A 26,884-nucleotide genomic window follows, 5' to 3' on the forward strand; every position below is an offset into this window, starting at 1 on the left:
AACGGTGTTTGGCAACACTCTCTTTTATCACGCTTCTCTTAACCGTGATTTAATTAAGTGAACCAGAACCGGCTCTTCCATTGCGACGTGCAGTGCTGCACCGCCGTTAAGTGGCATTTTTCTACTGTTACTCCAAAAGCTCTTACCGCTATAGGCGTCCCTGTTCTTGTATCCCGCTCTTTCAGAAGCAGGGATCAGAACCTTTGCTCTTTAGCCAGCTGGTCGCTGCCGCTTGTCTGATGACTTTCTTAAGAGGCACGATCTGCCCCCGCGGCGTGGGGGTACCCTTGATCATCTAATCTTAACATCAGCTTATTATTGAGATAACAAGCCAGGGATACTTTTGCCGGCATATCCTGTAACACACTCTACACAAAAAGATGATTAGAAGAGACTTCTTAAAAGCTGCTGGTATTGTGAGTGCAGCCATTGCCGCACCAGCAACTATCGTTAGCGCTGCCGAAAATAAGGGGCAGTCAAAGGACCTGTCGACCACCATTCTGAAAGGTCGTATTTCTTCCGCAGGTAAAGGACTTGCGGGGGTAGCCGTAACCGATGGGATCAATGTAACGAAAACCAGCGCTAACGGTAACTACCAGCTGGTGAGCAACAAGACCACCCGCTTTGTGTACCTCTCCGTTCCTGCGGGCTACGAGTTTCCTCACGAAAAAAGCATTACAAAGTTCTTTCGTCCTATCGACCATTCAAAGGGCAGCTTTGTAGCCGATTTTGAACTGAAGAAGCTTGCGGTAAACGACGACAAGCATGCCTTTGTAGTTTGGGCTGATACACAGATCCAGAATAAGAGGGATGCCGAAATCCTGCTAAGCGAGTCTGCGCCTGATCTGAAAGCTTTGGTCGACACCTATGGCAGCCGGATGCCTCTGCACGGAATAGGCTGCGGTGACCTCGTATGGGATAAGTTCGAACTGTTTGATGACTACGAGAGAGCTATCGGCATGAGTGGTATTCCTTTCTTCAATGTCATCGGCAACCATGATATGGATCTGGAAGCCCGTACCGATGAAGGTTCCTCTGAGACCTTCAAAGATCACTTCGGCCCTACATACTATTCATTTAATCGCGGCAAAATTCATTATGTGGTACTCGATGATGTGTTCTTTATGGGCGTAGAGAAACGCTACATGGGATATATTACCGAGAACCAGATGCAATGGCTGGAGCAGGATCTGAAACTGGTTCCTGAAGGTTCAACGGTCGTTGTCAGCCTGCACATTCCTACCAATACGGGGCAGCGGCGCCGTGATAAGGAAACTGAACCTGAGCTCGGAGGTACAGTAGTGAACCGGCAACATCTTTACAATCTTCTGAAGCCCTATACGGTCCATTTCATGTCAGGGCATACGCACTTCAATGAGGTATGGGTAGAAGGGAATATGACCGAACATAACCACGGGACTGTTTGCGGTGCCTGGTGGACTGGCCCGATCTGTGGCGACGGAACTCCTTCTGGCTACGGCGTTTATGAAGTAGACGGCAGTAAACTGAGCTGGTACTACAAGGCGACTGGCAAGCCCAAATCGCATCAGCTGCGCATCTATCCCGCTGGGAAGCATCAGGACTTCCCTGAAGATGTCTGCGTGAATGTCTGGAACTATGATCAGAACTGGACGCTTGAGTGGTTTGCTGATGACAAGTCAATGGGCAAGCCTGAACAGCGCACCGCTTATGATCCATGGGCATTTGAACTCTTTCAGGGCAAGGAGAAACCAAAGCCAAGAGGCTGGGTGGAGCCCAACCTTACCGATCACGTGTTCTTCGTAAAACCTCCGTCAGGGGTAAAACAGATCAGGGTAGTGGCCACAGACCCTTTCGGCAACAGTTACTCAGACAGTCTGTCTCTTTAATATTAAAAGGTCCGGCTCCATTGCCGGACCTCGGTTCACACACATTCACGTAACCGCAAGACATTGAAACCTCTCTGTTCCCAAAAGGCTGAAGACTCCGCAATGTCCTTTTTAGCTCTTTCAAGCCCGGCAAAGGATCCTTGTTGAAGCCATTAAAAAAACAAGTAACAATCAAAATCAACTCTAACAAAAAATATATGATGAATAGGTTTACCTATTGCCTGAAGATATTTCTTGCCTGTACTCCGGCGGTACTGACGCAAGCTTTGTCTGCAAAGGCCGAATCTTTTAATGCCGGAACCTTCCCGCAGCAGCAACTGGTAACAATATCAGGTGTGGTGATCGATAATTCTGATTCCCAAACCATTCCCGGTGTGGCGATTGTCGATAGCCGCAAGAGGCACCTTGGTGTGACCAGCCACAGCGGAGCTTTTACCATCAGGGTGGAGAAGGGGACTGAGATCTCATTCTCCCTGATCGGATATAATACCTATAAGATGGTTGCCGAGGGGAACAACGCAAAATTGTCGGTCCGTCTCCAGCAGTCCACCACAAGCCTGAACGAGGTAGTGGTGACCGCCCTGGGTATCAAAAGGGAGGAAAAGTCGCTGGGATACAGCAATACGGTGGTGCAGGGGGAGCAGCTGACCAATGCGGTCTCCAGTAACTGGACGGATGCTTTATCCGGCAAAGTGGCAGGTCTGAACCTGATCCGTTCGAACAGTGGTCCCACTGGCTCCAATAAGATCATCCTTCGTGGCGAGAACAACCTGACGGGAGAGAATGAAGCCCTAATTGTTGTGGATGGCGTAGTGATCAGTAACGGGAGCGGACGCCGCACTGCGGTGGGCGGCGAATCTGCCTATGGCACCAGCAGTGATAATATGCCGGCTGATTATGGCAGCGGGATAAACGATATCAATCCTGAAGACATTGAAACAGTTACGGTATTGAAAGGGCCAAGTGCCGCAGCCCTCTACGGGCAGCGCGGTGCAAACGGCGCCATCATCATTACCACCAAGTCGGGCAGCGCCAAAAAGAAAGGACTGGGCATTACCATCAATTCAAATGCGTCCATTGAATCTGTTAACCGCTGGCCCGACCTGCAATACGAGTATGGCCAGGGGACAGATGGAGCGTTGCATTACTCCTACGGCGCAGGGCCCGACGGAGGCAGTACCAGCGGTACCAGCTCTGCCTATGGACCACGTTACGACGGACAAATGTTCTATCAGTACGATCCGCGCACTCAGACACGCGGAACGGAGAGAACGCCCTGGGTGCCTTACAAAAACCAGATCCGCGAGTTCTTCGAAACCGGCAATACCTTCACCAATTCACTGAGCCTGGATGGCGGAACTGAAAAGACCACTGCCCGTTTCTCTTTCACAAATGTTAAGAACAGCTGGATCACCCCAAACACAGGATACGGCCGTAACACGGCTGCTTTGTCTGTTAGCTCCAAGGTAAACAATAAGCTGAACATCACGGCGAAGCTGAACTACACAAACAAGTCAAGTGATAACCTGCCCGGAGCAGGATATGGCAACCAGTCGATCATGTACTGGTTCATTTTCTGGCAGCCCAGTGCTGATCTCAACTGGCTGAAGGATTACTGGAAGCTCGGTCAGAAAGATCGCGCCATCCAGTACCCGTTCAGCTCTTACCCCGAGAACCCCTATGCTGTGTCCTACGAATTTATCAACAGATCAAAGCGTGACGGACTTACCGGCAATGTTCAGGCAACTTATAATTTCACTAAGGAGCTGAGCCTGATGCTCCGCACCTCACTCGACTATGCCTACGAAGAAAGAGCGCAGGAGAGGCCCTGGGACGCTGGCGTGAAGTTCCGTTACGGATCTTACCGTACGCAGAACATCAACTCCCGGGAGATCAGTAGCGACTTCCTGCTGAAGTACCAGAAAAAGGTGTCGAAAGACTTCGACCTCTCTGTTACTGCCGGAGGAAGTATGCTGGCCAATAACTATAACAAGGACGAAATTCGCGTCGACTCCCTGACTTACCCGGGGCTCTATAACGTGGCGAATGCCATGGGACCCCGTGTAACCATCCCCGATAAGAACGAATACAAGTTCAATAGCTTTTATGGTTTAATATCAGCTGGTTTCAAAGATTACCTGTATGTAGACATCACCGGGCGAAACGACTGGAACAGTGTGCTCGCCACGCCCGAGCGGACTGATAACGTGAGCTTCTTTTACCCTTCGCTCAGCATGAGCTTCCTGCCTTCAGAAGCCTTTAAGCTTCCGTCGTTCATCTCGTATGCTAAGCTCCGGGCGTCAGTGGCAAGAGTTGGCAGTGGTTTAACCGTTCCTTACCGTACCGCCTATGTGTACTCAGTTGCAGGCGACGGACTATACCCCGGCAATGCCCTCCAGAATCCAAGAACGCTGCCGAATTTCAATCTGAAGCCCTTGATGACTACCACTTACGAAGTGGGAACTGAAGTAAAGATGCTGAATAGCAGGCTGGGCTTTGATCTGTCCCTCTACTCCGGTAACACAAAAGACCAGATCCTCACACGTATCGCTGATCGTGCCTCTGGTTATGATAACATGGTCATTAACGCAGGTAAAGTACAGAACAAAGGGATTGAACTTGCTATGAACGCCACGCCTGTGGCATCAAAGAAGGGCTTTACCTGGATGACCAACTTCACGTTCTCTGCTAACCGCAATAAGATTGTGGAACTGCCCGACTCTTCCATCGTTCTGCGTACCGGCCCTGTTGCCGGAGGTCAGATTGTAGCGAAGGTTGGAGGCAGCATGGGCGACATGTACGGCCGCGGCTATGTCAGATCTCCCGATGGACAGGTGGTGTACGACGAAGCTACCGGCAACGCAAAGATCACCTCTGATGTAGTTTACCTGGGCAATACCATGCCTAAGTACAGAATGAGCTTTGGCAGTGACTTCCGCTACCGGCAGCTGCGTCTGAACGTGCTGTTCGATGCGCAGGTAGGGGCAGTGGCTCACTCCCTGATGAACTATAAACTGGTAGAGCAGGGTAAGCTGAAAAGCACCTTGCCGGGTCGCTACGCGGGTATCATCGGAAAGGGTGTTATACAGAATGCTGATGGTACCTACCGTCCGAATGATGTGGTAGCGTATGACGTTGACGAATATTACCGCTCGCATATGGGCTTTGAGAATGCCGAAGGAAGTACCTTCAAAACCGACTTTATCAAGTTCAGAGAGTCCCGGCTTGATTATACGCTGAATGTCAAGACTGCAAAGAGACTCGGTCTGCAGCGTGCTACACTTGGAGTTTACGGACGTAACCTGTTTATCTGGTCGCCATGGCCCATGTTTGACCCTGAATTCGGAACTCTTGCCGGTACTGATATCGTGACTGGTTTCGAAACGGCTCAGTTCCCTTCGACCAGAACCTTTGGTGTTAATCTCATTATAGGAATTTAATTATGAAGAAGATAGTATATATAATGCTTGGTGTGATGCTGGCTGCCGCCTCTGCGCTCACGTCATGTAAAAAAGGATTTGAAGAAACCAATACGGACCCGATTAACACACCTCAGGCTTTACCTGCACAATTACTGGCTCCGGCGCTGGTCAACACCGTCTCGGCAAATATGATCCGTAACCGGAATTTCAATAACGAGCTCATGCAGGTGACCGTAACCCTCACCGACGGCGAGGCGAGCACTTTCCGTTACGAATTCAGAAGCAGCATGTCTGATTACCTGTGGAATAGCTGGTATCTGCAGCTCAGCAACCTCAAGGATATGTACACGAGGGCGAGCGATTCGCTTACCCTTAACAAGTCTTACCAGGGTATTTCCCTTATCTGTCAGTCCTGGATCTATTCGATGCTGACTGATACCTATGGCGACGTGCCTTATTTCGAGTCGAACCGCGGCAGGGAAGGGATCTATGAAGCGAAGTTCGATAAGCAGCAGGATATCTATCTCGATATCTTCAAACAGCTGGAGAGTGCCAATACGCTGCTCGCGTCTAACACTGCGATCGTCTCTTCCAGTGATCCTGTCTATAACGGCGACGTAAGCAAATGGCGGAAGTTCGGAAACTCGCTATATCTCCGCTTGCTCCTCAGGCTGTCGGGTAAGCCTGAAGTTTCTGCAATGTGCATCGAAAAGATCAAGCAGATTGTCGAAACGGCCCGTACTTCTTATCCAATTATAAGCAGCAATGCTGAGTCGGCCATCCTGCGATGGACAGGCAGCGGCCCTTATATCTCGCCCTACACCGGCGTGAGAGATCAGGACTTCCGTACTCCGGCGATTTCAAGTTTCTTTATTGATCACCTTCGCAACTGGTCAGATCCGCGCATAGATATTTCTACCTATGGTTCTGGTGGTGTCAACCGATGGGCTATCGCCCAGGGTCCGAGTGGGTTTGCGGGAGTGGAGAGTGGATACACTCCCGGTACCGGCCTCCCGAAGCAGTCGTACTTCTATTCCCGTGACCAGCAGAAGTCATCGCTGCAGACAGATGCCATGACAGGCATGATCATGAATTACTCCGAGGTGCAGTTCATCCTGGCAGAAGCTGCAGCCAAGGGCTGGATAAGCGGATCAGCAAAGGATTACTGGGAGAACGGCATCCTCAGCGGAATCACACTCTGGCTTCCTAACTGGCCAAATGCGACGGCCACTAATACGCCGCCTGCTGCTCCTGTGACGATCAATACCCCTGAGTTCCGTAACTACCTGACTGCGGGCGATATCAACTGGGATGAGGCGCTGCCTCTTGAAGGCAAAATGGAGCTCATTCATTTGCAGAAGTACTACGGCCTGTTCCTTACCGATATGCAGCAGTGGTTTGAATACCGCCGCACCGGACATCCTGTGCTTCCTAAAGGCCCCGGACTAAAGAACGGAGGCGTTATGCCTGCAAGGATGGTGTATCCGGTCTATGTGCAGTCGGCCAACCCCAGCAATTACAAAGCAGCGGTAGAGGGACAGGGTCCCGACCTAATATCAACTCAAGTATGGTGGCAAAAACCCTAAATGAGGACTAAATACGATGACGATGAAAAAGAACTTCTTCTTTATATTTCTTTTGATTTCTGCCGGTCTTTTCTGGACTGCCTGCGAAAAAGAAGGCAATTACCCCGGCGGTACGGTAAACCCTTACCTTCCTATCCTTGACCTGAGGAGCGTCTACAAAGGTAAGGACCTTACTCTCAGTCCTGATAATATGTTCGGCTCAACAAAGATTACAGGCGTAGTTGTGTCTGATCATTCAGGACGTAATCTGCCTGCCGGCCTTCTCATTCTGCAGGACAAGAGGCGCCTGAACCAGTTAAGGGGCATCTCAGTTGACCTGGGACCTGAAGCAGCGAACTATGTCACCGGCGACTCCGTCATAGTGGATGTCCAGGGAGGACGTCTGACCCGTGAGAATGGCTATCTGGAAATCAAGAACGTAGGTCCGGAGGATGTCACCAAAGTGTCTTCAGGCAATGCCATCCCGATAAACCGGGTCGGCAGCAGCTTTATTCAGGCAGATCCTGACAAGTACGAAAGTACACTCGTTGCTATTGTAAAAGGCACATTAGATCCTCAGCCGGCCCCGGGCGATGTATTATCAGGAGATAAAGTAGTCAACGACGGCTTTGGCGATATTATTCTCCATACCGAGCCGACGGCGAACTTTGCAAGCAAGGATCACCTGCCCGTTAATGCCAACTATTTCGGAGTGGTGCTCCCCGTGAAAGGGAGTGATGGCAAGCTGGTAGTGCAGCATCGCATCAGGGAGGCCGAGGATATGGTCGTTTTAAGTTCTGAAGTGCAGCGCACACCTGTTATCATCAGTGGTTTCCTTGCTGACCCCGAGGGTAGTGACGGAAATAATGAGTACGTGCAGCTCCTGGCCACCACCGACATCGACTTTTCTGTAACGCCTTTTTCTGTAGTAGTGTGCAACAATGCAGGAGCTTCCAACCCCACAGGCTTCCCTTCGCTGGGCTGGGCCACCGGATCTCTGGCAAAGTCAGGAGCGGCACGGACCTATAAGTTTAACCTCACTGCCGGGAAGGTAAGCAAAGGAAGCTTCTTCTATGTAGGAGGCTCCAATAAACTCATCAATGGTTCGGGCTCTCCCAGTATTGCATCCTCGAACTGGATCCGCTCGTTCGACTACTCTAACGTTAATGGCGATGGGTTTGGCCTGAAAACAAGCAATCTGATGGCAAATAGCGGAAATGCCTGGGGAATAGCGGTATTTGAAGGGACAAGCTTGACAGTAGACTCAATGCCCGAAGATGTGATCTTTGTCCATAGTGGCGGAAGCTTGTATACGGCTGCTCCAGTCGAGATGGGCTACCGTATCGGCAATACCGATTTTTACGATGCGATTGATCCGATCTCGCTTAAGCCACAGCCTTACTACAGGAGCGGTACAAATACGCTTTGTTTGACTTATACCACACCAGCCGACCAGGGCTTCTTTTATAAGCTTGGAGGGGTGTATAATACGAGGCTGAATAAGTGGGTGCTTGCAAGAACTCAATCGATTGTCGACCTGGATAAAAAGTCGGAGATCTCTGCGATAGAAGGAGAGGGCGCTACCTCTCTTAAGTAGAATCTAATTATAAAGGCTGGAAGCAATGACCTGGTGTGTCGTGCTTCCAGCCTCTTTTTTATTACAACAATATTCAACCGGCCATGCTGAGCCTTATCCCGGTTTGAATCGCAGTTTAACCCGGTGATGCCCTGCTTAGCTTTCCGGCCGCTGTTCTGGGGTGAATATGGCGCGATGACCCCACCTTTTGTAGAGGAAATGTGGGGTAACAGTGCTTATTCAGACTCTTTATAAATTTAACAATGATATCAGGTCCAGCCTGAAATCCTATTGATTCCTATTCTTTTTATCCTCACATTTATATTGAATTAACCAGGCGGACAGGCCTTTGCGACCTTATTATCTGATTTTGCTGATTCCGGGACCTTTGAAGTTCGATAATGGCCGACTGCTTTAAACTTAAAGATCATTTTATGGCAATTATTGACAAAGACGGCGGCATTCATGGAAGTGCCGGATCGGTGGTGTACCGCACCTACCGGGGAATGAACGTGGTACAGAGCAAACCCAAAAAGAAGAAGCAGACTCCTGCCAGCATACGCAGTGCCTGTGAGTTCGGGCTGGCCAGCTCGGCTGCCCGCGTGATCCGCGAAGCTTTTTATCCCTTACATCGCTCGCGGCACGACGGAGGCATGGGGAACCGTCTTACTTCAGCGGTGTGCACAAGCATACGGGCCAGTACAAAGGAGCGCGGAGAGCGCGATCTGCACGACGGCGAGCTGTCCTTCCTGGAGGGTTTCAGCTTCAATGCTGCCAGTCCGCTCTTTCCCTCTTTGCAGGTGAAGCCGCAGGTCTCGCTCACAGAAGAGGGGCAGGTGAAGGTGGAGCTGCCGGAGATTAACCTCGACCGGGAACTGCTCGACCGCTTTTATGAGGCCAAACGCTTCCGCATACGCTTTTTGCTGATCGCTTTTAATTTCCGGGAGGAGTTTTATGAGCTGGTAGACATGAAAGAGGTGGTAATGGACAGGGGAGAGCAAATTCCCGCTCAGGAGCTGCTGTTTGATAACGACCGGCCCAAAGGCTCCTTGGTACTGCTTTCGGCCTCAATTGACTACCTGAGCTATAACCGGCTCGACAAAAGCTACGAGCCGCTTAATACGAAGGAATTCTCGCCCTGCGATATTATCGCGGCTTTTCCGGCCAGTGATGAAGCAGAGCCGGGCTACCGGAAGCAGCGTTACCAGGAGCTGCCTGAGTCGACGCGCAACAGTCGGACGGGCCTGTTCGGCGGCTATAAAGGAGCTGCGATGCGCGAGAAAGTGGATAAGCTGAACGGGCAGGGGCGACAGTGGCATTCCTGGGGAGCGGAAGACAGTGGCATCGGGGGAAGGAAGTGGCAGAAAGAAGATGACTGGAAGGATATGATAGGCAAGCGAACGTCTTTTAAGGAATAGAGAAATACACGTTCGTGATTCGGTTCCCGCTTAAATTAATATATTTGGTTAGCCTTATTTTTATGGCGATACCAAACTTCTATGGTCAGGATCCTTATTACCCTCCTTGTCTTTGGTCTACTTACAGACGCCCGGTCGCAGACGAGGGCCAGGGGAGAGGTGTCGGATCTTGCAACAGGCGCAAAAATAAAATTTGCCTCGGTGAGGAATCTGAACAACGGGGAGTACACCGTAGCTGACAGCAGCGGGTATTTCAGCATCCCTGCCGCCAGGGGAGACCGGCTGGAAGTCCACGCCCTTTCGTATGTCAACGATACGGTAGAGGTGACGAACGAGCGCATTCTGTACGCTTTTCTGCAAAGGATGACTAATGTCCTCAATGAGGTGCGGATACTGCGAATGAAACCGCTGGATCTGCCGGTGTCGGCATTTCATGGACAGTCGATGGTTTACAAAAGAGATTATGACGAGAAGGAGATCGGAGGCGTCGTATTCCGGATATGGTACTGGAAGAAGGATGAAAAGAGGAGACAGAAGAAGGAAGAGACTATCCGGAATTACGAGTATCTAACTAAAGTTCGTAGTGAGTTTACGGACGAGAATGTCGCCAGATATGTCCCTCTTAAAGGAGAGGATCTGAATGCGTTTGTGAAAGCTTATTCCCCCTCTGCCGAAGATGTGTTTCGGGGCGACTTTAACCTGGTGATCTACATTAATGAATGCTATAAAAGGGTTAAAGAAACAAAAAACAAGAAATGAAACCATCATGTGCGCTTCACACACACCGAGATGAATAGAAACGTGGTACACATGATAGTTTCATTGCCATTAAAAAACGAATTACTCTAATGAAATACCTGATAATGGCACTTTCAATCCTGGCCTGTTTTAGTGCTTCCGCACAGAAAACGGACGAGCGATTGCATGAGTTGCTGGAGAAAACGCTGAGGGGCTTTAATGGTGTGGCGGGCGTTTATGTCCAACATCTCAAGAAGAACAACGGCGCTGCAATCAACGCCGACACCTTGTTCCCTACGGCCAGTATGATTAAGGTCAGCATCCTCTGCGGCGTGATGGACAAGATTGAGAAAGGGGAACTTCAGTATAATCAGAAGCTGGTCTACCGTGATTCTCTGCTCTATCCCGGGGTAGATCTGCTCGGATCTTTTAAGGACCGCGACACGATTGACCTGAGTAAAGTGGCCATGCTGATGATCACCATGAGTGATAATACCGCCAGTTTATGGCTTCAGAAACTGGTGGGCGGCGCTTATATCAACCGATGGCTTGAAGGAAATGGCTTTACAGCTACGAGGGTCAACTCGCGGGTGGAAGGACGGGAGGCGATGCGGAAGATATACGGATGGGGCGTGAGTTCGCCGTTTGAGATGTGCCGCCTTTTTACTTTGATCAGGGATGGGAAAGCAGTAAGCGAGGCTGCCAGCGAACGAATGTACCGTAGTCTGGTTAGGATCTACTGGGATGATGGCGCCTTGTCTCAAATCCCTCCTTATATTCAGGCGGCGAGTAAGCAGGGCTTTGTGGACGACTCGCGCTCTGAAACCGTACTTGTCAACGCTCCGCATGGCGACTACGTTTTTTCGGTAATGACGAAAAACAATAAGGATACCAGCTGGAGAAAAGATAATGAGGCGAGTGAGCTTATTCGCCGGATTTCGGCACTTCTCTGGCATTACTACGAGCCTCAAAATAAGTGGAAGCCGGCAAAAGGGATCGACAAGTATATGCTGAATGAATAGCGCTGAAGCGGGGATCCTTCGTGACGGGAGGCGATCCGTTCTGTTGAGAACCGATATTCGTGAGGCAATCCTTAGAAGTGGCCACTATTAGAAGTGGCCGCTATACAAACTATATTTGAGGACCAAGACTTAATGACGAAAATGTTTCCTTTAGCATGCCTCCGACTAGTATGTATTTTGTTCATTTGCTCGTTGGGCGTTTCCAGCGCCAGCGCCCAGAAGCGGAACATCAAGAATGATACGTTCTGGAACACCAGGGACGGAAAGCCGATTTACAGTCAGGGAGGTGGAATATTTACGTTTAAAGATCCCGCTACAGGAAGGGAGAAATACTACTGGTATGGAGCTCACTATAAGGGAGCGGAGGTGTACAGAAATTCGCCTGATAAAACGTATCAGGGCACAGGCTTTGAATCGGTTACATGCTACACCTCAACAGATCTGGTCAACTGGACATTCGAATCTGATGCCCTGATGAAGGAAGTAGCTAATGAGAAAGGCCCCGCCTTCTGGGTCGGACGTCTTGGAGTAGCTTATGTAAAGGAGATCAATCAGTATGCGATGTTTGTCCAGCATAATTCGGAAGTCTTGATCGCCGTCTCCGATCATCCTGCCGGTCCATTCAAATGGCACCAGAAGATCAGCATGCTGGAAAAGATCGGAACGACGAATACAGGTGACCAGACCGTTTTCACAGATGAAGATAGCGGGAAATCTTACCTGGTGTTTTCTTATGGAAAAGGCCGGAACAAGATCTATGTGTCTGAAATTGGTATGAAAGACAGTAAGGTCGACCTGCTCGATTGTACAAAAGTCTTTGAGGGAGCAGGCCGCGAGGGTAATTGTATGTTCAAGTATAAGGGAAAGTACTATATGGCTGCGTCGAATCTGTACGGCTGGGATGCTTCGCTGGCCTACTATATGGTAGCAGATAACGTGAGAGGACCCTATACTCCAACGAACGAAATGCTCGTTATGGATGGCTGTGGCGATGATTATGCGCATGTGACGCAAACTGGTTTTTTTGTTACCATCAGAGGCAGTAAACAGGAAACTGTTGTGTACTGCGGCGACAGGTGGGCCGATTTCGCGGGTAATGGACTGGGTTATAACCAGTGGGTGCCGCTCTCGTTTAATGGCGATAAGCCCTGTTTTAATTCCCTGGGATCCTGGAACCTGGACGCGCAGACAGGTGAATGGGAGGTTGCGAGTGATAATAATTTCGTAAAGAACGGAAGCTTTGATGCCGACCGCAAGAAGATGCCCAGTGCCATTAAGCCGGTGCAGACTTTTCTGATGGGCTGGAAGACCCGGGTCGTTAAGGGAAACAAAATCTCACTCGACAGTACCAGCTCGCCGGTCCTCAATTTTGCAAACAGTGAAGAAGACAGGAGGCGGGTAACAGGAGAGTGGAGCCTTCATATCCACGATCGCGTAGACTTTCATCGAAATATCTCACAGATGATCAGCTCATCTCCGTATGTGAAGCTGAAGGACGGCTTTTACACGCTTAAGGCCAGCATCCGGAACAGCGGAGGCTTCTCGCTTCTTGAGATGTACGCCGAAAGTGCGGGTAAACGGGTTGCGAACGTGGTGAAAGGTATGAATACAGAATGGACCACGATAGAGCTAAAGCGTGTACCGGTAAGAAAAGGGCGTGTGGAAATCGGGTTCGAAGCGGAAGGCAGTGCGGGAGCTTCCTGTCAGGTAGATGACGTTTCTTTTATTCGTGAAAGATAGGCACCGTTTTTTTATCGACTGGTTGTAGCCTTGAATCAAATCTATGACATATTGGTCCTTTGCTGAGGTATTCGACGAAGCTTTTGGAGTTTTTTAAGGCTCCTTCCTTGCGCCCACCTGGGCTCGAACGCTTTATAGTAATTATCTAATTTTCAATTCTTTACCAGTTGCAATCTATCTTTGGTACTCTAATAGGTACTGCACCTGAATGATAATGCAAATATACGGTATTGCAACTGAAACAAGCACAAAGCGTACCAAAAAGAGTTAATTGACAAATACTTAATCTTTTATTCAAGAAAGGTACGAATCTCTTCGATTTGCAAACCAGTATATTCCGAAAACTCGAAAATCGATACAAATTGATGCTTTGTCTTATTGTATTTTTTTCTAATTGTTTGCAATAATCTGCAGCCGGAACGCTCGCTTCTTCCGGTAATCAACATCACGTCCTTTGGGTAGATACAAATTCTTTCAGTTATCATAGCTTTAGAATTAAAGACGCAAGGTCAAAAAAAGCTATGTTTTCGAATGGACATTTATAAAAGTGTACCTCAGGAAATTTAACTGCTTATAAAATTTGTGCTTAATCTTTTTGAAATGGCACCGAATGTTTATTGATATATACTTTCCATCATTATAACTTTGGATACAATCAAAAGGAATATGCAGCTCCAAACGATGCAAAAAGCAACCTTACTGGCTGCTAAATTGCTCTACGTTAATAGAAGGTTTTGATACCCAAACAGGTTCCGGTTAATCTCTGATAGAAGACAGGAAAGTAATTGTGTTGAGCCTGCCATAGCAAAGATATTTATGAGGGCTTAGCTATAAACAGAAAATGCCCTCCGAAAAGGGCATTTTTTAGTTCACTGGATTACATTACAACCGGAACTTAATCCCGCCGTTCATTACAAAACCATCAAGTGGAGCATAAATATCCCGAAACACCGGATTTGAAATACTTCCTGTATAGATGTTATCAAAACGAGTTTGACGGGTGTCGGTGAAGTTTTCAAAATTGAGGTAGATTGAAAATTTCTCCCACAGCTTTTCGGCCATGAAGCCGGTTATCCAGTACGATTTTCCGGTACTGCCGTCATTTAGTTTTTGCTTGCTGTAGTAGTAGGCTTCCAATCCTAATTTCCATTTCTCTTCAACTTCATACATCAGCACGTTGTTGAGACGGTGTTTTGCAGTCAATGGGTTTTGCCAGGATTTACCGTCTGAGTGGATGTTAGCATCAGTAAAGCTGTATCCCACAAAAAGTTTAAAATCATCATAAGTTAGCTTGACGTTGGTTTCCATACCCTTAGTGTCCATATGACCCGGCAGATTAACAAAGCGCAAATCGCCTGAGCTTTCTGTTTGCAGGGTTAATGGATTGTTCAGATAGGTGTAGAACAATAAATGATTGATGCTGAACGAAACATTGTCGTTGAACAAAGCGGTGCGATAGTTAACATCCCAGTTAGCTCCATAACTTCTTTCCAGTTTATTGACAGCGCTTGAAATTGGGAGAACTTTCTGGTATTGTATACGCTCACTTTCTTCGGTAAAGATAGTTGGAGCTTTGTAACCAAGGCCTCCGCCAATGCGGGAATTAAACTTCTCGTTGAACTTAATAAGTGCTGAAATACGCGGAAGTAGGGAAAATCCGTAATCTACAACATAATCGCCTCGGAGACCGGTTTCCAGATCTAGCCAGGAGTTGACATGGGTATTGTTTTGCACGAAAGCTCCAAAGGTTGTTTGGTTATAATCCCTAAGCGAAAAGCTTGTTTTTTGAGACTCTTTGAAGTCATCCGTCCATAAGTTTGCGCCTAATACCCAATCCGTTTTGTCGTTACCTGTAGCATAGTTCGCTTCCGTGAAAGTAGCATATTGCTTACCATCAAAAACATAGCCTGGAATGGTAATTCTACGGCTAAAATAGCTTACGCTGTTGCGGATGTTAAATTCTGATTTCTCTCCAAGCTTGTGCTTGAAAGCAAACTGGGTAGATAAACGGTCGGAATTATTGCGTTCGAAAAAGCTATTGCTGGCATCGCCTTCTTCTTTTATGAACTTGATATCACCACCAGTCCGTTCCTCAAAGCTTGTATTTACACCTACGTTTAGCGTAGTTTTATCATTGAAGTAGAAATAGAGTTTTGGGTTCACCGTATATCGGGTAAACTCTGGAATAGCGGTAAAAGCGCCGCTCCCGGGCGAATAAGGTTCATTACTGCTGCGGGATGCAAAGACTGTAAGTCCTACTTTATCAAATTTCTGGGCGAAATAGCCATTTAAGTCAAGTCCGCCAGCCGTTGTTCCGTTGAGATGGAAGCTCAGTTCCCTTTCATCTTTCGGCGTTTTGCTGATCAGGTTCACCAATCCGGCAATGGCGCCACCGCCGTAGAGTGTCGATGCTGATCCTTTGATCACTTCGACTTGTTTCAGGTCAAGTGGCGGAGTTTGCAGCAAACCTAATCCGCTGGCCGCACCCGAATATAATGGAAATCCATCTTTAAGAATTTGGGTATAGCGACCGTCTAATCCCTGAATACGAATAGAAGCATTGGCACTTGTAGCCGAGGTTTGCTGTGTTTGAATACCTGTACTTTCATTCAGGATCATGCGGATATCCCCAGGCTTCATATTGCCTTTTTCGTCCAGCTCTTCGCCCGCAATTACCTCTATACGAGTTGGGACATTGGCAATGGTACGACTGCTACGGGTAGTAGAAATGACCACTTCTTCGAGCTCCTCATCTTCGGCAGCTTCGAGTTGCACAATCAGATCTTCGTTTGTAGTGCGGGGCAGCGTCAAGCTGTCCGTTTTGGTAATAAAGCCAACGTATTTGTATTCCAGGACATATTTACCGTCCGGAATATTACTGAATATTGCCTTTCCTGTAGCATCGCTTATCGTGCTTTTCTTTAAATTAACTATAGTTACAGTAGCGCCAATAAGGGCTTCTCCGTTTTTTGCGTCTTTTATTTGAATGGATATTGTATTCTGGGCAAATGCGTTTAAAGCAAACATAAGCACCCAGAAAAGCACAAAATCTTTTCATGTATGTGATTAGTGAATATTATTTAAAAGGAATATTTGCTATGATTGATTAGCAGAGCTTTTAGGAGGTTGCCACACAGTAGTACTTGCATCTATCGGGTCTCCGCACATAACGGAGGAACTGTGTTTTACAGGGATATGAAAGCTAAGAAGAGCATCTGGTTTCGCCGGAAGTAGTACTGAAAAAAAGCAGTTGGCACAGGTACAAAGTACACTACACGATTCTTTTTCTTCTGATTGCTTATGCGTGTCTTTGCCAAGTTCCGTTTTCACTTCATCGGCACAATTATCTTCTTCTTTGCATACATCAAAGCCGGAGAAAAGCATTATGATAATCATGAAAAGGGAAAACGCCTTCATTGGCGGCAAAGATAGGGAATTGGTCAAAAACTCAACCGCATGCAAACTGAAATATGAGATAGTTTAGATTGATACGTTTTTGTAAAATCCAATCATCGGATTGTCCACTATAAAATAGGGTGTGGTTAACGTTACTATCATTTTTTTATCAAAGGGAACTTTACTGAAGGCAGTAATGTCAACCATGAAGGGATTAGGAGGCTCACTTTCATGTGTAAGAAAGTATCCAAATGGTCTGAAATTTATCTCAGACCACTTAGATATTATCGGACCATTCTCGTCAAAATCGCCTATAATCATATATCCCAACATTCGTTTGTGAGTCGAAGAATTGGAATACAAAAAAATTTTAAGGTCATTGGGAAAATTGCTATTCTCTCTGTTTAGTAAATAATCTCTGACACCTTTAATCTCTCCGACAGAGCCCCCACTATCTGCAGCTACAAACATCATTAATATTTGCTTCAGTACATTGTGTGGTTTAATTGTGTATTCCCCACTTACGTATTCTTTTTGAGTATTTAATGTGAGAATTTCTAATCCCTGGTTACTAAACTCACAGAAATCCTTAACGTACCAGTTGCCTGTATCATTATTGCATGATGCACAAATAGTTTGTTTTCCAAACCCTCTTTGACTTCGCATCTTTTTTCCAAATAGTCGGCTATTTTCATCATTCAAATGCTCATGTTTTTGAATAAAAATCGCTTTATTATTTAATGCACATTGAGGAGGTATGTGCTCAAATGTGAGTGGTTTCCAGTTTCCGCATAATGCGCAATTGCCTTCAGTCATGCAAGCTAATATCGAATACGTCGAGCATATTAATTTATGAAATTAGTATTCATCAAGCCTACAACTTCACCCTCTGAATCCTAACCGCATTCAAAATAGCCAGTAAGGCCACACCCACATCTGCAATAACAGCCTCCCAAAGATTGGCTACCCCACCGGCACCCAAAGCCAGTACAATAAGTTTTACCACCATAGCCAGAATGATGTTCTGCCAAACTATGGTGCGTGTGATTTTACCAACGTGAATAGCTGCTCCAATCCTTGAAGGCTGGTCATTTTGAATAACTACGTCAGCGGTTTCAATAGTAGCATCGCTACCTAGGCCACCCATAGCTATACCAGCATCCGCCAGCGCAATAACAGGTGCATCATTCACGCCATCACCAACAAAGGCGATTCGTAGACCCTGATCTTTTAATGCTTGTACTTTTTCCACCTTTCCTTCCGGCAGCAAATCGCCATAAGCTTCGTCAATACCAATATGCTTAGCTACATCATCCACGACAGATTGCTTGTCACCGGAAAGCATAACGGTTTTAACACCTTGGCCATGAAGAACGTCGATCGCATGTTTGGCATCCTCCTTAATCTCGTCGGCAATAGTAATGTAGCCTGCGTATTTTCCATCGACAGTCACTACCACAATGGTATAAACTACCTTTTCTAATTCTACAGGATAAGTAATATCGAATTTCTTTAAAAGCTTCAGGTTACCGGCAAGTACTTCTTTGCCTTCCACTTTCCCCTTTAATCCGTGCCCGGCAATTTCTTCTACTTCCGTAGCTGTTGTATTGCCAATAGAGTCTCCGGCATATTCGACAACAGCCTTACCAACAGGGTGAGTGGAGTTTTTCTCTAAAGCCGCTGCTATTCGCACCAGCTCACTTTTTTCCAGTCCCTCCGATACAACTTCCTGAACTTTGAAAACGCCTTTGGTAAGCGTTCCGGTTTTATCCATCACTACTGTATTTACTTTCGTCATTACATCAAGGAAGTTACCGCCCTTAAATAATATACCGTTTCTGGAGGCTAATCCAATCCCACCGAAATAGCCCAGAGGAATTGAAACCACCAGCGCACAAGGGCAGCTAATCACCAGGAATACCAATCCTCGGTACAGCCAGTCGTTAAACACGTAATTATCTACAAAAAGGTAAGGCAGGAGCACCAGAGCCAATGCAAGAAAAAATACGATAGGCGTGTAAACTTTTGCGAATCGTGAGATAAATAGTTGCGTTTGGGATTTACGGGCAGTAGCATCTTGCACCATTTCAAGAATGCGGCTTAACTTACTGTCTTTGAAAAGTGCCGAAACTTCCACTTCAGCAACCGTGTTCAGGTTAATCATTCCTGCAAGGATTTGTTCGCCGTTGTATTTGGTGTCGGGTTTACTTTCGCCGGTAAGGGCGGCGGTATTGAAAGAGGCATTTTCTGAAAGTAACTTACCATCCAATGCTACTTTTTCGCCCGGCTTAATACGTATGATTTCTCCTCGTTGTACATCAGCAGGTTTAACTACACTTTCTTTACCACCCCGTACTACGCTAACTTCGTCAGGACGTATGTCCAAAAGCGCTTTAATACTTCGTTTAGCTTTGCTTACGGCTTCATCCTGAAACCATTCTCCAATGCTATAGAATACCATTACAGCTACACCCTCCGAATATTCTCCAATGTAGAAAGCTCCAATGGTAGCTACACTCATCAACACGAATTCATTAAAAATATCGCCTCGTTTCGCTTTGCGGAAAGCCAGTCTCAATACATTCCAGCCAGCTAACAGATATGCTACCAGATTGACTCCGAATGAAACAGGTTTGCTTAAATGAATCTCAAATCCATATTCCAGTACCAGCTCTACTGCCAGTATGAGTAAGGAAAGCAGTAAGTTCCAATGCTCCAACCAGGAAGGTTTATTAACGGAAGCTTCGCCATGCATGTGCCCGTCATCTTCATCGTGATTATGCTCATCATTACCGTGTGAATGCGTTTTCTGTTGTTTATGCTGATTTCCTTTTTCCGGATGCTCTTGTCCCGAGCTGCAACATTTTTTACTCATAAACTTTGTATTAATGGATGAAAAAAGTGACTATTCCCGTTATTATCAGGGTTAGTCCTGTAATGATACCTGCATTGTGTTCGTAGGCGTGCCAATTGAGTTTAAGAAATCCCCGATAGGTGAACCTTACCCAAATAACCATGCCTATAATCGTTATAGCTGAATATAGAATAGATAGCAGCGCAACAATGCTCCAGCCTTTACTTCCTGCCATTAAAAAATAAGCTTCTATTTCCAGGCATGGCGAAAGAAACATGGATACAACGAGGGCTATCACTATTTCCCGCTTTGATTTTTTATTCGGTTGATGGAGATGAAAATGTTTGTGCCGATGGTTTCTGTAGATGAAGATCAAGCCCAAAATGATAAGAATAACAGGAGCAAAAATATGAGAGAAGCTATCCATATGAACAGATAGTTGTAAACCTAAGGCTGCAAATACTGTCCCAAGTAAAACTGTGCTCACCACATGTGCTAAACCCGAATAAAAGGTAACTTCCGAAATATCACCTATCGACCAGTTTTCTTTTCTTCCGATGGCAATAATAGGAAGCCAATGACTGGGTATCACCGCATGAAGTGCGCTAAGTAGAAGACTTCCTATAATAATCTGCTCCATCTATTATCCTTCAAGGTCCAGAAAGCGTTCTTCGGATAAGGCAATAGCCTTTTTGATGGCACTTTCTCTGTCGTGCCCTTCTATTATAAATTGTTTGGCTAATTCCAATGCTTTCTCCTGAATTCTTGGATCTAAATCTTTAAAGTTTAGTTCCAGTCCATCAAACAAATTTTCTTCCATAACTCCTTTAATGCTCCCCCGTATTTGTCATCTTAGCCATAATGAAAAATGCACCTTTAGTAACGATGCGGGCATTTGGCGGCAATTCCGTAACAGGGGTAATCTCAGTATACCCAACATCGCTTACACCTTTTATAACCGGTATACGCTCAAAGTTCACCTGCTCTTTTTCTTCTTCCTTATGGCCTTTCTCAGAAGTTTCAGTGCCTTCAGCTGGATGGTGCTCCGGCTTCTTATCCGTCACTATAAAAATGTAGTCCTTGTCTCCGTTACTTACGATAGCCGTAGTAGGAACAGCGGTAACATTTGCCGAACCAATGCTCACCAACGCAGTGATATTCATTCCCTCAATCAAACCGGTTTTATCTCCTTTAACCTCGGCATGTACCGGAATAGTTTTAGACTCGCTGGCAAAGGCGGTACCAATAGAATAGATCTTCGCATCGTATTCTTTACCCGGATTATTAGTGAGCGTAAAATGAATCGTCTGGTTGTCCCGAAGCCTTGGCAGATCTTTTTCATACACAAATAAATCCAGGTGCAAACGAGAGTTATTTACAATTTGCGCTATCGGTGTTGTCGCATCCACGTTCGAACCTATCTGTGCACTTACTTCACTAATCGTACCAGTTATTGGCGCACTAACAGCAATGGTGGTCACAATATTTCCTCTGCTAACCGAAGCTGGAGAAATTCCTATTGCAGAAAGCTGCTTTTGCAGGGAATTACGGGTTGATCGAAGCGTTGCTAATTCCGCTTCTACACGTTGCACATTTTTTAGCGGTGCAGCATTTCCTGCAACCAGTTCTCTTTGGCGTTTATATTCCAGTTCGGATAAACGTATTTGTGCATTGGTAGATTGCAGTTGCTGTTGAAGCTGGGCTGCTTCGGGATTGATTATGGTAGCAATAGTTTGCCCCTTACGTACCATACTTCCGGGTTGCACTAAAAGGGTTTTGATTACGCCGCTGCTTACAGAAGTTACCAGGGCTTTGTTTTGATTTGGAACGGTAAGAACTCCATTTGCTTTGATAGAAGTTTTAAGATTTTTCTGTTCCAACGAGCCCATTTGTATGTCCGCGGTTTTTATTTGCATTTGCGTTAGGGGTACTATATTGCCTTCAATCTCCGCATGTTCCTCTTCCTCCGCTGGTTCATTTTTGGGAGAGGTACATGAATAGCCGAAGAATATTAAGCTTAAAAATATCAGTTGTAGTTTCATTTTATTTGAGCCTGATTGCTGTTAACGAAGTAATTTAATTGGATAGCCGATTGATTGTATTCATTTAATACATCAAGGTAATTCCGTTGAATATCGATTGCCTGGGATAGAAATTGCGATAACTCTGCAAAGCCGATTTCCCCAGCCCTGTAAGATAGGTTTGCTGCTTTTATAATGCCTTCTGCTTGCTTCAAGCCACTTTTCTGATAATAATCTATCAGGTCATTGTTCTTTTGAAGCTGCTGCAGCGCCTGATTGTAGGCCGTGTTAAGGCTCAACGCGGTATAATTGCTTGTCGTTTGCTGGTAGTCTTTTTCAAGATTGGCTGCCTTTACGGAATTTCTGTAGTTACTTCGATTGAAAAGCGGAATGCCTACTGTAACCGAAAAGCCCGAGAAAGGAGGATTAATGCCGTATAAGCGTTGCGAGAAAAAACGTCCCTCAAATGAAGGCATATTTTTCTGGCGGGTGACCTTTAGTTCAGCATCGGCAATGGCCACATTCTGCTGTTGCCATTGCAGTTCGGGATGAGCATTTATTGCCAGTGCATTGGCATTTACCGCAATCTTAGGCATTGTAGAATCTATAGGCAAATACACCTGATCGGTATTTAGAATCCGCTTTAAGCTTTCCTGACCTGCTTGTATTTCCCTTGTCAATTGCTGCAGTTGTATTTTAGTTTCTTTGGCTTTAGCCTGGGCCGATATGCTGTCCAATCCTGCACTTTCACCTGTTCGAACCCGTAATACTGCCGCCTGTGCAAAGGAAGAATAGAGGCTGTCCAGTCGTTTCCATAGATTCTGTTTCCCTTGTAAATACCAAAGCCGATAGTATACCTCATCCAGTTCTTTACGGATTTCACGCCGCTTAATCTCTTGTGCCAGGGCCGTAGACTTTAGCTGCTGTTGAAGCAGGTTTTTTTGTGCCGCATACAACCCTGGCCAGTCGAGGCTTTGACTCAACCCGATCTTAAGCAGGCCATTTGAATCATCAGGCGAAATATCTTCATTTTCAATAAAGACTCCCGTTTTAGGCAGATTGAAACCCGTTTTTGAAAGCGCTCTACTTTGTTCTACTTGCAGGTTTCCACCCCTTATTTGCAAATTATTACGCAAAGCGATGCTAAAAGCCGTATCGGCTGAGATGCGTGTTGGTACTTCCTGGGCACTTGCCTGCTGAATGCTCAACAGCAAGAACACAACGATCAGCGTTTTAGAAAGGCTGTTGTTGGATGGCTTTTTGGTTTCGAAAATCATATACAAAAGAGGCAGAACAATTAAGGTAAGAATAGTGGCTGTAATTAATCCCCCGATAACCACAGTAGCAAGCGGACGCTGAACTTCTGCTCCGGCACTTGAAGAAATCGCCATCGGCAAAAAGCCCAATGAAGCTACCGTTGCGGTCATCAATACCGGACGAAGGCGCTCTTTTGTCCCCTCAAAAATACGTTGCCGAATGTCATCCACTCCAGCTTTGGCGAGCTGGTTAAAGGTTCCGATGAGAACTATACCGTTCAGCACCGCTACCCCGAAGAGTGCGATAAAGCCTACACCAGCCGAAATACTGAAAGGCATTCCACGAAGCAACAGCGCAAATACACCACCAATGGCTGCCATTGGAATAGCCGTGAAAATTAATGCGGCTTGTTTGAACGACTTAAAGGTGAAGTAAAGGAGAATGAAAATCAGTAAGAGGGCTATCGGTACGGCAATCATCAGTCGTGCCGAAGCTTGCTTAAGACTTTCAAAAGTCCCACCGTAGGTAAAATAATATCCGGGTGGCAACTTAACCTTTCTGCCAAGAGCCAGCTGAACTTCCTCAACCACGCTTTCTACATCTCGTCCGCTTACATTAAAACTAACCACAATCCGTCTCCGGCCATCTTCGCGACTAATTTGAGCAGGGCCGGTTTCGTAAGATACAGTCGCCACCTGCGAAAGCGGAATCTGGTTTCCATCGGATGTGGGAATATAAAGATCCCTTACGTTTTCAATTGAGTTGCGATAAGTGCTGTCTAATCGAACAACCAAATCAAAGCGCCGTTCATTTTCATAAATCGAGCCGGTAGTACCTCCCGCAAAGGCAGTATTAATTATCTGGTTGACATCCTCAATATTTAAACCATAGCCGGCCAATCGGGCCCGATCATACCTAACAACAATCTGTGGAAGTCCGCTTACCCGTTCGACTTGGGGTTGCGTAATACCCTTGATTGGACGAATAGCATTGGAAACTTGAGTAGCGAGAGTATTTAGGGTATCCATATTTTCGCCAAAGATTTTAACGGCAACATCTTGACGGATTCCGGTCATTAGCTCGTTAAAACGCATTTGAATAGGCTGACTAGGTTCGGCAATAACACCAGGGATCTGCGAAAGCGTTTCGCCCATCATATCAGCCAGCTCGTAAAAGTCGCCGGTCGTTTCCCACTCATCCTTATCTTTTAGAATTACCATAATGTCGGTTGCTTCTGGGGGCATCGGGTCGGTAGCTATATCCGCGCTTCCGGTTTTCCCCACAACCATTTTAACTTCCGGATATTTATCCTTCAGCATTCTTTCGGCTTTCAATACAGTTTGTATGGTTTGAGATATTGAGGTTCCCTGAGGCAAAACAAATTCCATAGCGTAATCACCTTCTTCCAGTTGAGGAATGAACTCGCCGCCCATACGTTTAAAAAGTACGACAGAAACAAGCATCAGTACAACCGAAGCCGCGACAACAGTATATTTTATTTTCATAGCCGATTTTAAGATCGGTTCATATTTGCGATGGAAGAAATCCATCATCCTGTCTGAAAATGTTCGTTTAACTTCAGCATTTTTTGAAAGGAACAATGCCGAAGCCATCGGAATGTAAGTCAGGGATAAAATAAGCGCTCCCAAAATGGCGAAGCCGACAGTTTGCGCCATTGGACGGAACATTTTGCCTTCAACGCCCACAAGGGTAAGAATTGGAATATATACTACCAGGATGATGATCTCCCCAAAGGCAGCACTGTTTCTGATTTTGGAGGCAGATTGGTAAACTTCTTCATCCATTTCAGATTGCGTAAATCTGCCTGAGGTTTTCCGTAATGCAAGATGATGCATGGTAGCTTCCACAATAATAACGGCACCGTCGACGATCAAGCCAAAGTCTATAGCACCTAAAGACATCAGGTTAGCCGAAATGCCAAAGAGATTCATCATAGCAAGAGCAAACAAAAGGGAAAGCGGTATGGCGGAAGCCACAATAAAACCAGCCCTCCAGTTGCCCAGGAATAGCACTAAAACAAAAACTACGATTAACGCACCTTCAATAAGGTTCTTTTCAACAGTTGAAATTGCTCTTCCAATCAAATCTGTCCGGTCCAGAAAAGGCTCGATCTGGACATCCGCAGGAAGGGATTTTTGAACAGTCAACATTCTTTCCTTTACGCGACCTGCAACTTCAGAACTATTTGCGCCTTTGGTCATTAAGACAATGCCACCAACTACTTCTTTTTCGCCGTTGTAAGTTAAGGCTCCATATTTGGGTGGCGATCCCAATTGTACTGTAGCCACATCTTTAATCAGAACCGGAACGATACCGGGTGCTTTCTTAACTACGGTATTTTCAACATCTGCAATAGTGGACATCAAACCTACTCCGCGTATAAAATAGGCGTTAGGCTTTTTGTCGATATACGCTCCACCGGTATTTTGATTATTCTTTTCCAGCGCAGTAAATATTTCAGGAATGGTAACGTTTAAAGCCTTCAATCTGTCGGGATTGATAGCAACTTCATATTGTTTGCTTATCCCACCAAAACCTGTTACTTCGGCAACACCAGGAATACCATATAACTGCCGGGCAACAATCCAGTCCTGGAAGGTGCGCAGATCCATTGCGGAGTACTTATGCTCGCTTCCTTTTTTGGGGTGGATGACGTACTGATATATTTCACCCAATCCTGTAGTTACTGGAGCCATTTCCGGTTTTCCCAATCCTTCAGGAATTACTTCCCGTGCTTCATTAAGTTTCTCTGCAATCAACTGCCGGGCAAAATAGACATCGGTCGATTCATTGAATACCAGCGTGATTACGCTGATGCCGAAGCGTGAAAATGAGCGCATTTCAATCAGACCCGGCAAATTTCCCATGGTTCTCTCCACAGGGTACGTAATAAATTGCTCTACCTCCTGGGCAGCCAGAGTAGGCGCTTTTGTAATTACCTGCACCTGATTATTGGTAATGTCAGGCAGTGCATCTACCGGAAGCTGCGTAGCGCTCCATATACCCCAGATGATAAGGGCGAGGGTAAATATGCCAATAACAAGCTTGTTTCGAATACTAAACCGAATAATATGATCTAACATAGATTATTTAAGATGTGAGCCAATATGAATGATCTTTCCAACAATTGTCACAAACAATAAGCCCAGTAGAAGTGCAAGAAACACAAGTCTCAAAATTTTCATCCATTTAGGCTTTTTATAGCTCTTGGAACTGTAGGAACCAGCATTCTTTGGGCGGGATGACGTTATTTTTTTTGCCATACCGTTAAAATGATCTTGAGGAATTAAAATAAGCGTTGGAATGTACGCTAAAATAAAAACAGGAATCTAAGACAGCAATTGAGGAGGTTGCCAGATGCTTGCGGCCGAATTCAAAACTTTTTCAGGTAAGATACCTGAATGTTTGTGCTGAACCAAATTCAATAATACTGCTAAGCTTATAGGTGCAGAAACAAGTGTAGATGTATTGCAGCATGAGCATTGGCAAAATGGCGAACATAAATCTTCATGCTCTGCCTGATGCTGATCTGCTTTTTCAGTTTTTGACGTAACAGAAAGCTTCTCTTCAACAGAAAAGGGCTTGTCGCTACACGGTATTACGCTTAGCGCTGTTATTAACAAAACTAATATGAAACAGATATATTTCATGGATGATCAAATGTAGAAGATATTTTACAACGAGTCAATTAATTTTACATTGTAACCTCCCCATATTTAGGACAGTTTGTAAATATACAAATGTGAATATTTGACCTCCTCCCTTTATCTCGAGCAGTCTAAAATAGAGGTTCCGGGCGTATCATTTAACAGATGCGTGTCCATTTTGTTAGTAGATAATGGATAAGGTTAATAAAGAAGCGAACTGAGGCGGGTGCTAACAGAATGTGGAGTTTGCCCAACCGAGGTTGATCTGCGGAGATTCTGGTTTGCTTTGTCTTTCTTCGTTGTTTAGTTTATCGAAAGAGTTAATTAACGGAAAGAGTT

At 46.0% G+C, this 26,884-nt stretch carries 16 protein-coding genes; 8 read left to right on the top strand and 8 right to left on the bottom strand.

Going from position 1 to position 26,884, the window contains the following annotated elements:
* Positions 1-380 precede the first annotated feature (380 nt).
* The 8 genes from ACES2C_RS14420 (at position 381) to ACES2C_RS14455 (ending at position 13,349) form a co-directional block, all read left to right on the top strand.
* A complete protein-coding gene (locus tag ACES2C_RS14420) occupies positions 381-1,868 on the top strand; it encodes a calcineurin-like phosphoesterase C-terminal domain-containing protein (protein WP_374163785.1) in 1,488 nt (495 codons plus the stop codon).
* A 197-nt stretch (positions 1,869-2,065) separates the two neighbouring features.
* On the top strand, positions 2,066-5,308 hold the full coding sequence (locus tag ACES2C_RS14425) for a SusC/RagA family TonB-linked outer membrane protein (RefSeq protein ID WP_374163786.1): 3,243 nt from the start codon (positions 2,066-2,068) through the stop codon (positions 5,306-5,308).
* Between the two features lie 2 nt (positions 5,309-5,310).
* Positions 5,311-6,876, top strand: a complete 1,566-nt coding sequence (locus ACES2C_RS14430) for a SusD/RagB family nutrient-binding outer membrane lipoprotein (RefSeq protein ID WP_374163787.1) — start codon at positions 5,311-5,313, stop codon at positions 6,874-6,876.
* Between the two features lie 22 nt (positions 6,877-6,898).
* Entirely contained in the window at positions 6,899-8,452 is a 1,554-nt protein-coding gene (locus ACES2C_RS14435) for a DUF5689 domain-containing protein (RefSeq protein WP_374163788.1), read from the top strand.
* 413 nt (positions 8,453-8,865) lie between these two features.
* Positions 8,866-9,849, top strand: a complete 984-nt coding sequence (locus ACES2C_RS14440) for a hypothetical protein (protein ID WP_374163789.1) — start codon at positions 8,866-8,868, stop codon at positions 9,847-9,849.
* 81 nt (positions 9,850-9,930) lie between these two features.
* A complete protein-coding gene (locus tag ACES2C_RS14445; RefSeq protein WP_374163790.1) occupies positions 9,931-10,608 on the top strand; it encodes a hypothetical protein in 678 nt (225 codons plus the stop codon).
* A gap of 89 nt (positions 10,609-10,697) precedes the next feature.
* The gene (locus ACES2C_RS14450; RefSeq protein WP_374163791.1) at positions 10,698-11,609 is read left to right on the top strand and encodes a serine hydrolase; all 912 of its coding nucleotides are present in this window, start codon (positions 10,698-10,700) and stop codon (positions 11,607-11,609) included.
* Positions 11,610-11,801: 192 nt separating this feature from the next.
* Positions 11,802-13,349, top strand: coding sequence for a family 43 glycosylhydrolase (locus tag ACES2C_RS14455; protein WP_374163792.1), 1,548 nt, complete (start codon positions 11,802-11,804; stop codon positions 13,347-13,349).
* Positions 13,350-14,231: 882 nt separating this feature from the next.
* On the opposite strand, the gene ACES2C_RS14460 is transcribed toward ACES2C_RS14455, so the two are convergent.
* The 8 genes from ACES2C_RS14460 to ACES2C_RS14495 all read right to left on the bottom strand — a co-directional run bounded on the left by ACES2C_RS14460 (position 14,232) and on the right by ACES2C_RS14495 (position 26,548).
* A complete protein-coding gene (locus tag ACES2C_RS14460; RefSeq protein ID WP_374163793.1) occupies positions 14,232-16,376 on the bottom strand; it encodes a TonB-dependent receptor plug domain-containing protein in 2,145 nt (714 codons plus the stop codon).
* Between the two features lie 453 nt (positions 16,377-16,829).
* Entirely contained in the window at positions 16,830-17,561 is a 732-nt protein-coding gene (locus ACES2C_RS14465; RefSeq protein WP_374163794.1) for a hypothetical protein, read from the bottom strand.
* Positions 17,562-17,619: 58 nt separating this feature from the next.
* Complete coding sequence (locus ACES2C_RS14470; RefSeq protein WP_374163795.1) at positions 17,620-19,620, bottom strand: heavy metal translocating P-type ATPase; 2,001 nt, start codon at positions 19,618-19,620, stop codon at positions 17,620-17,622.
* A 10-nt stretch (positions 19,621-19,630) separates the two neighbouring features.
* Positions 19,631-20,239 carry a hypothetical protein gene (locus ACES2C_RS14475; RefSeq protein ID WP_374163796.1) on the bottom strand — a complete coding sequence of 203 codons (609 nt, stop codon included), beginning with the start codon at positions 20,237-20,239 and terminating at the stop codon, positions 19,631-19,633.
* 3 nt (positions 20,240-20,242) lie between these two features.
* The gene (locus ACES2C_RS14480; RefSeq protein WP_374163797.1) at positions 20,243-20,419 is read right to left on the bottom strand and encodes a hypothetical protein; all 177 of its coding nucleotides are present in this window, start codon (positions 20,417-20,419) and stop codon (positions 20,243-20,245) included.
* Positions 20,420-20,426: 7 nt separating this feature from the next.
* A complete protein-coding gene (locus ACES2C_RS14485; RefSeq protein ID WP_374163798.1) occupies positions 20,427-21,641 on the bottom strand; it encodes an efflux RND transporter periplasmic adaptor subunit in 1,215 nt (404 codons plus the stop codon).
* The gene (locus tag ACES2C_RS14490) at positions 21,638-25,981 is read right to left on the bottom strand and encodes a CusA/CzcA family heavy metal efflux RND transporter (protein ID WP_374163799.1); all 4,344 of its coding nucleotides are present in this window, start codon (positions 25,979-25,981) and stop codon (positions 21,638-21,640) included. The genes ACES2C_RS14485 and ACES2C_RS14490 overlap by 4 nt, the downstream gene beginning before the upstream one ends.
* 246 nt (positions 25,982-26,227) lie before the next feature.
* Positions 26,228-26,548 (bottom strand): DUF6660 family protein, encoded by a 321-nt coding sequence (locus tag ACES2C_RS14495; RefSeq protein WP_374163800.1) that lies wholly within the window; start codon positions 26,546-26,548, stop codon positions 26,228-26,230.
* Positions 26,549-26,884 lie beyond the last annotated feature (336 nt).

The organism is Arcticibacter sp. MXS-1, assembly GCF_041902385.1.
Taxonomy (GTDB): Bacteria; Bacteroidota; Bacteroidia; order Sphingobacteriales; family Sphingobacteriaceae; genus Arcticibacter.

What these genes read in the sequence shown, in the direction of transcription:
- ACES2C_RS14465 (WP_374163794.1), bottom strand. Translation starts at nt 17,561, where the DNA reads ATGACTGAAGGCAATTGCGCATTATGCGGAAACTGGAAACCACTCACA.
- ACES2C_RS14460 (WP_374163793.1), bottom strand. Translation starts at nt 16,376, where the DNA reads ATGTTTGCTTTAAACGCATTTGCCCAGAATACAATATCCATTCAAATA.
- ACES2C_RS14495 (WP_374163800.1), bottom strand. Translation starts at nt 26,548, where the DNA reads ATGAAATATATCTGTTTCATATTAGTTTTGTTAATAACAGCGCTAAGC.
- ACES2C_RS14440 (WP_374163789.1), top strand. Translation starts at nt 8,866, where the DNA reads ATGGCAATTATTGACAAAGACGGCGGCATTCATGGAAGTGCCGGATCG.
- ACES2C_RS14485 (WP_374163798.1), bottom strand. Translation starts at nt 21,641, where the DNA reads ATGAAACTACAACTGATATTTTTAAGCTTAATATTCTTCGGCTATTCA.
- ACES2C_RS14475 (WP_374163796.1), bottom strand. Translation starts at nt 20,239, where the DNA reads ATGGAGCAGATTATTATAGGAAGTCTTCTACTTAGCGCACTTCATGCG.
- ACES2C_RS14450 (WP_374163791.1), top strand. Translation starts at nt 10,698, where the DNA reads ATGAAATACCTGATAATGGCACTTTCAATCCTGGCCTGTTTTAGTGCT.
- ACES2C_RS14425 (WP_374163786.1), top strand. Translation starts at nt 2,066, where the DNA reads ATGATGAATAGGTTTACCTATTGCCTGAAGATATTTCTTGCCTGTACT.
- ACES2C_RS14445 (WP_374163790.1), top strand. Translation starts at nt 9,931, where the DNA reads ATGGTCAGGATCCTTATTACCCTCCTTGTCTTTGGTCTACTTACAGAC.
- ACES2C_RS14490 (WP_374163799.1), bottom strand. Translation starts at nt 25,981, where the DNA reads ATGTTAGATCATATTATTCGGTTTAGTATTCGAAACAAGCTTGTTATT.
- ACES2C_RS14480 (WP_374163797.1), bottom strand. Translation starts at nt 20,419, where the DNA reads ATGGAAGAAAATTTGTTTGATGGACTGGAACTAAACTTTAAAGATTTA.
- ACES2C_RS14470 (WP_374163795.1), bottom strand. Translation starts at nt 19,620, where the DNA reads ATGAGTAAAAAATGTTGCAGCTCGGGACAAGAGCATCCGGAAAAAGGA.
- ACES2C_RS14420 (WP_374163785.1), top strand. Translation starts at nt 381, where the DNA reads ATGATTAGAAGAGACTTCTTAAAAGCTGCTGGTATTGTGAGTGCAGCC.
- ACES2C_RS14430 (WP_374163787.1), top strand. Translation starts at nt 5,311, where the DNA reads ATGAAGAAGATAGTATATATAATGCTTGGTGTGATGCTGGCTGCCGCC.
- ACES2C_RS14435 (WP_374163788.1), top strand. Translation starts at nt 6,899, where the DNA reads ATGAAAAAGAACTTCTTCTTTATATTTCTTTTGATTTCTGCCGGTCTT.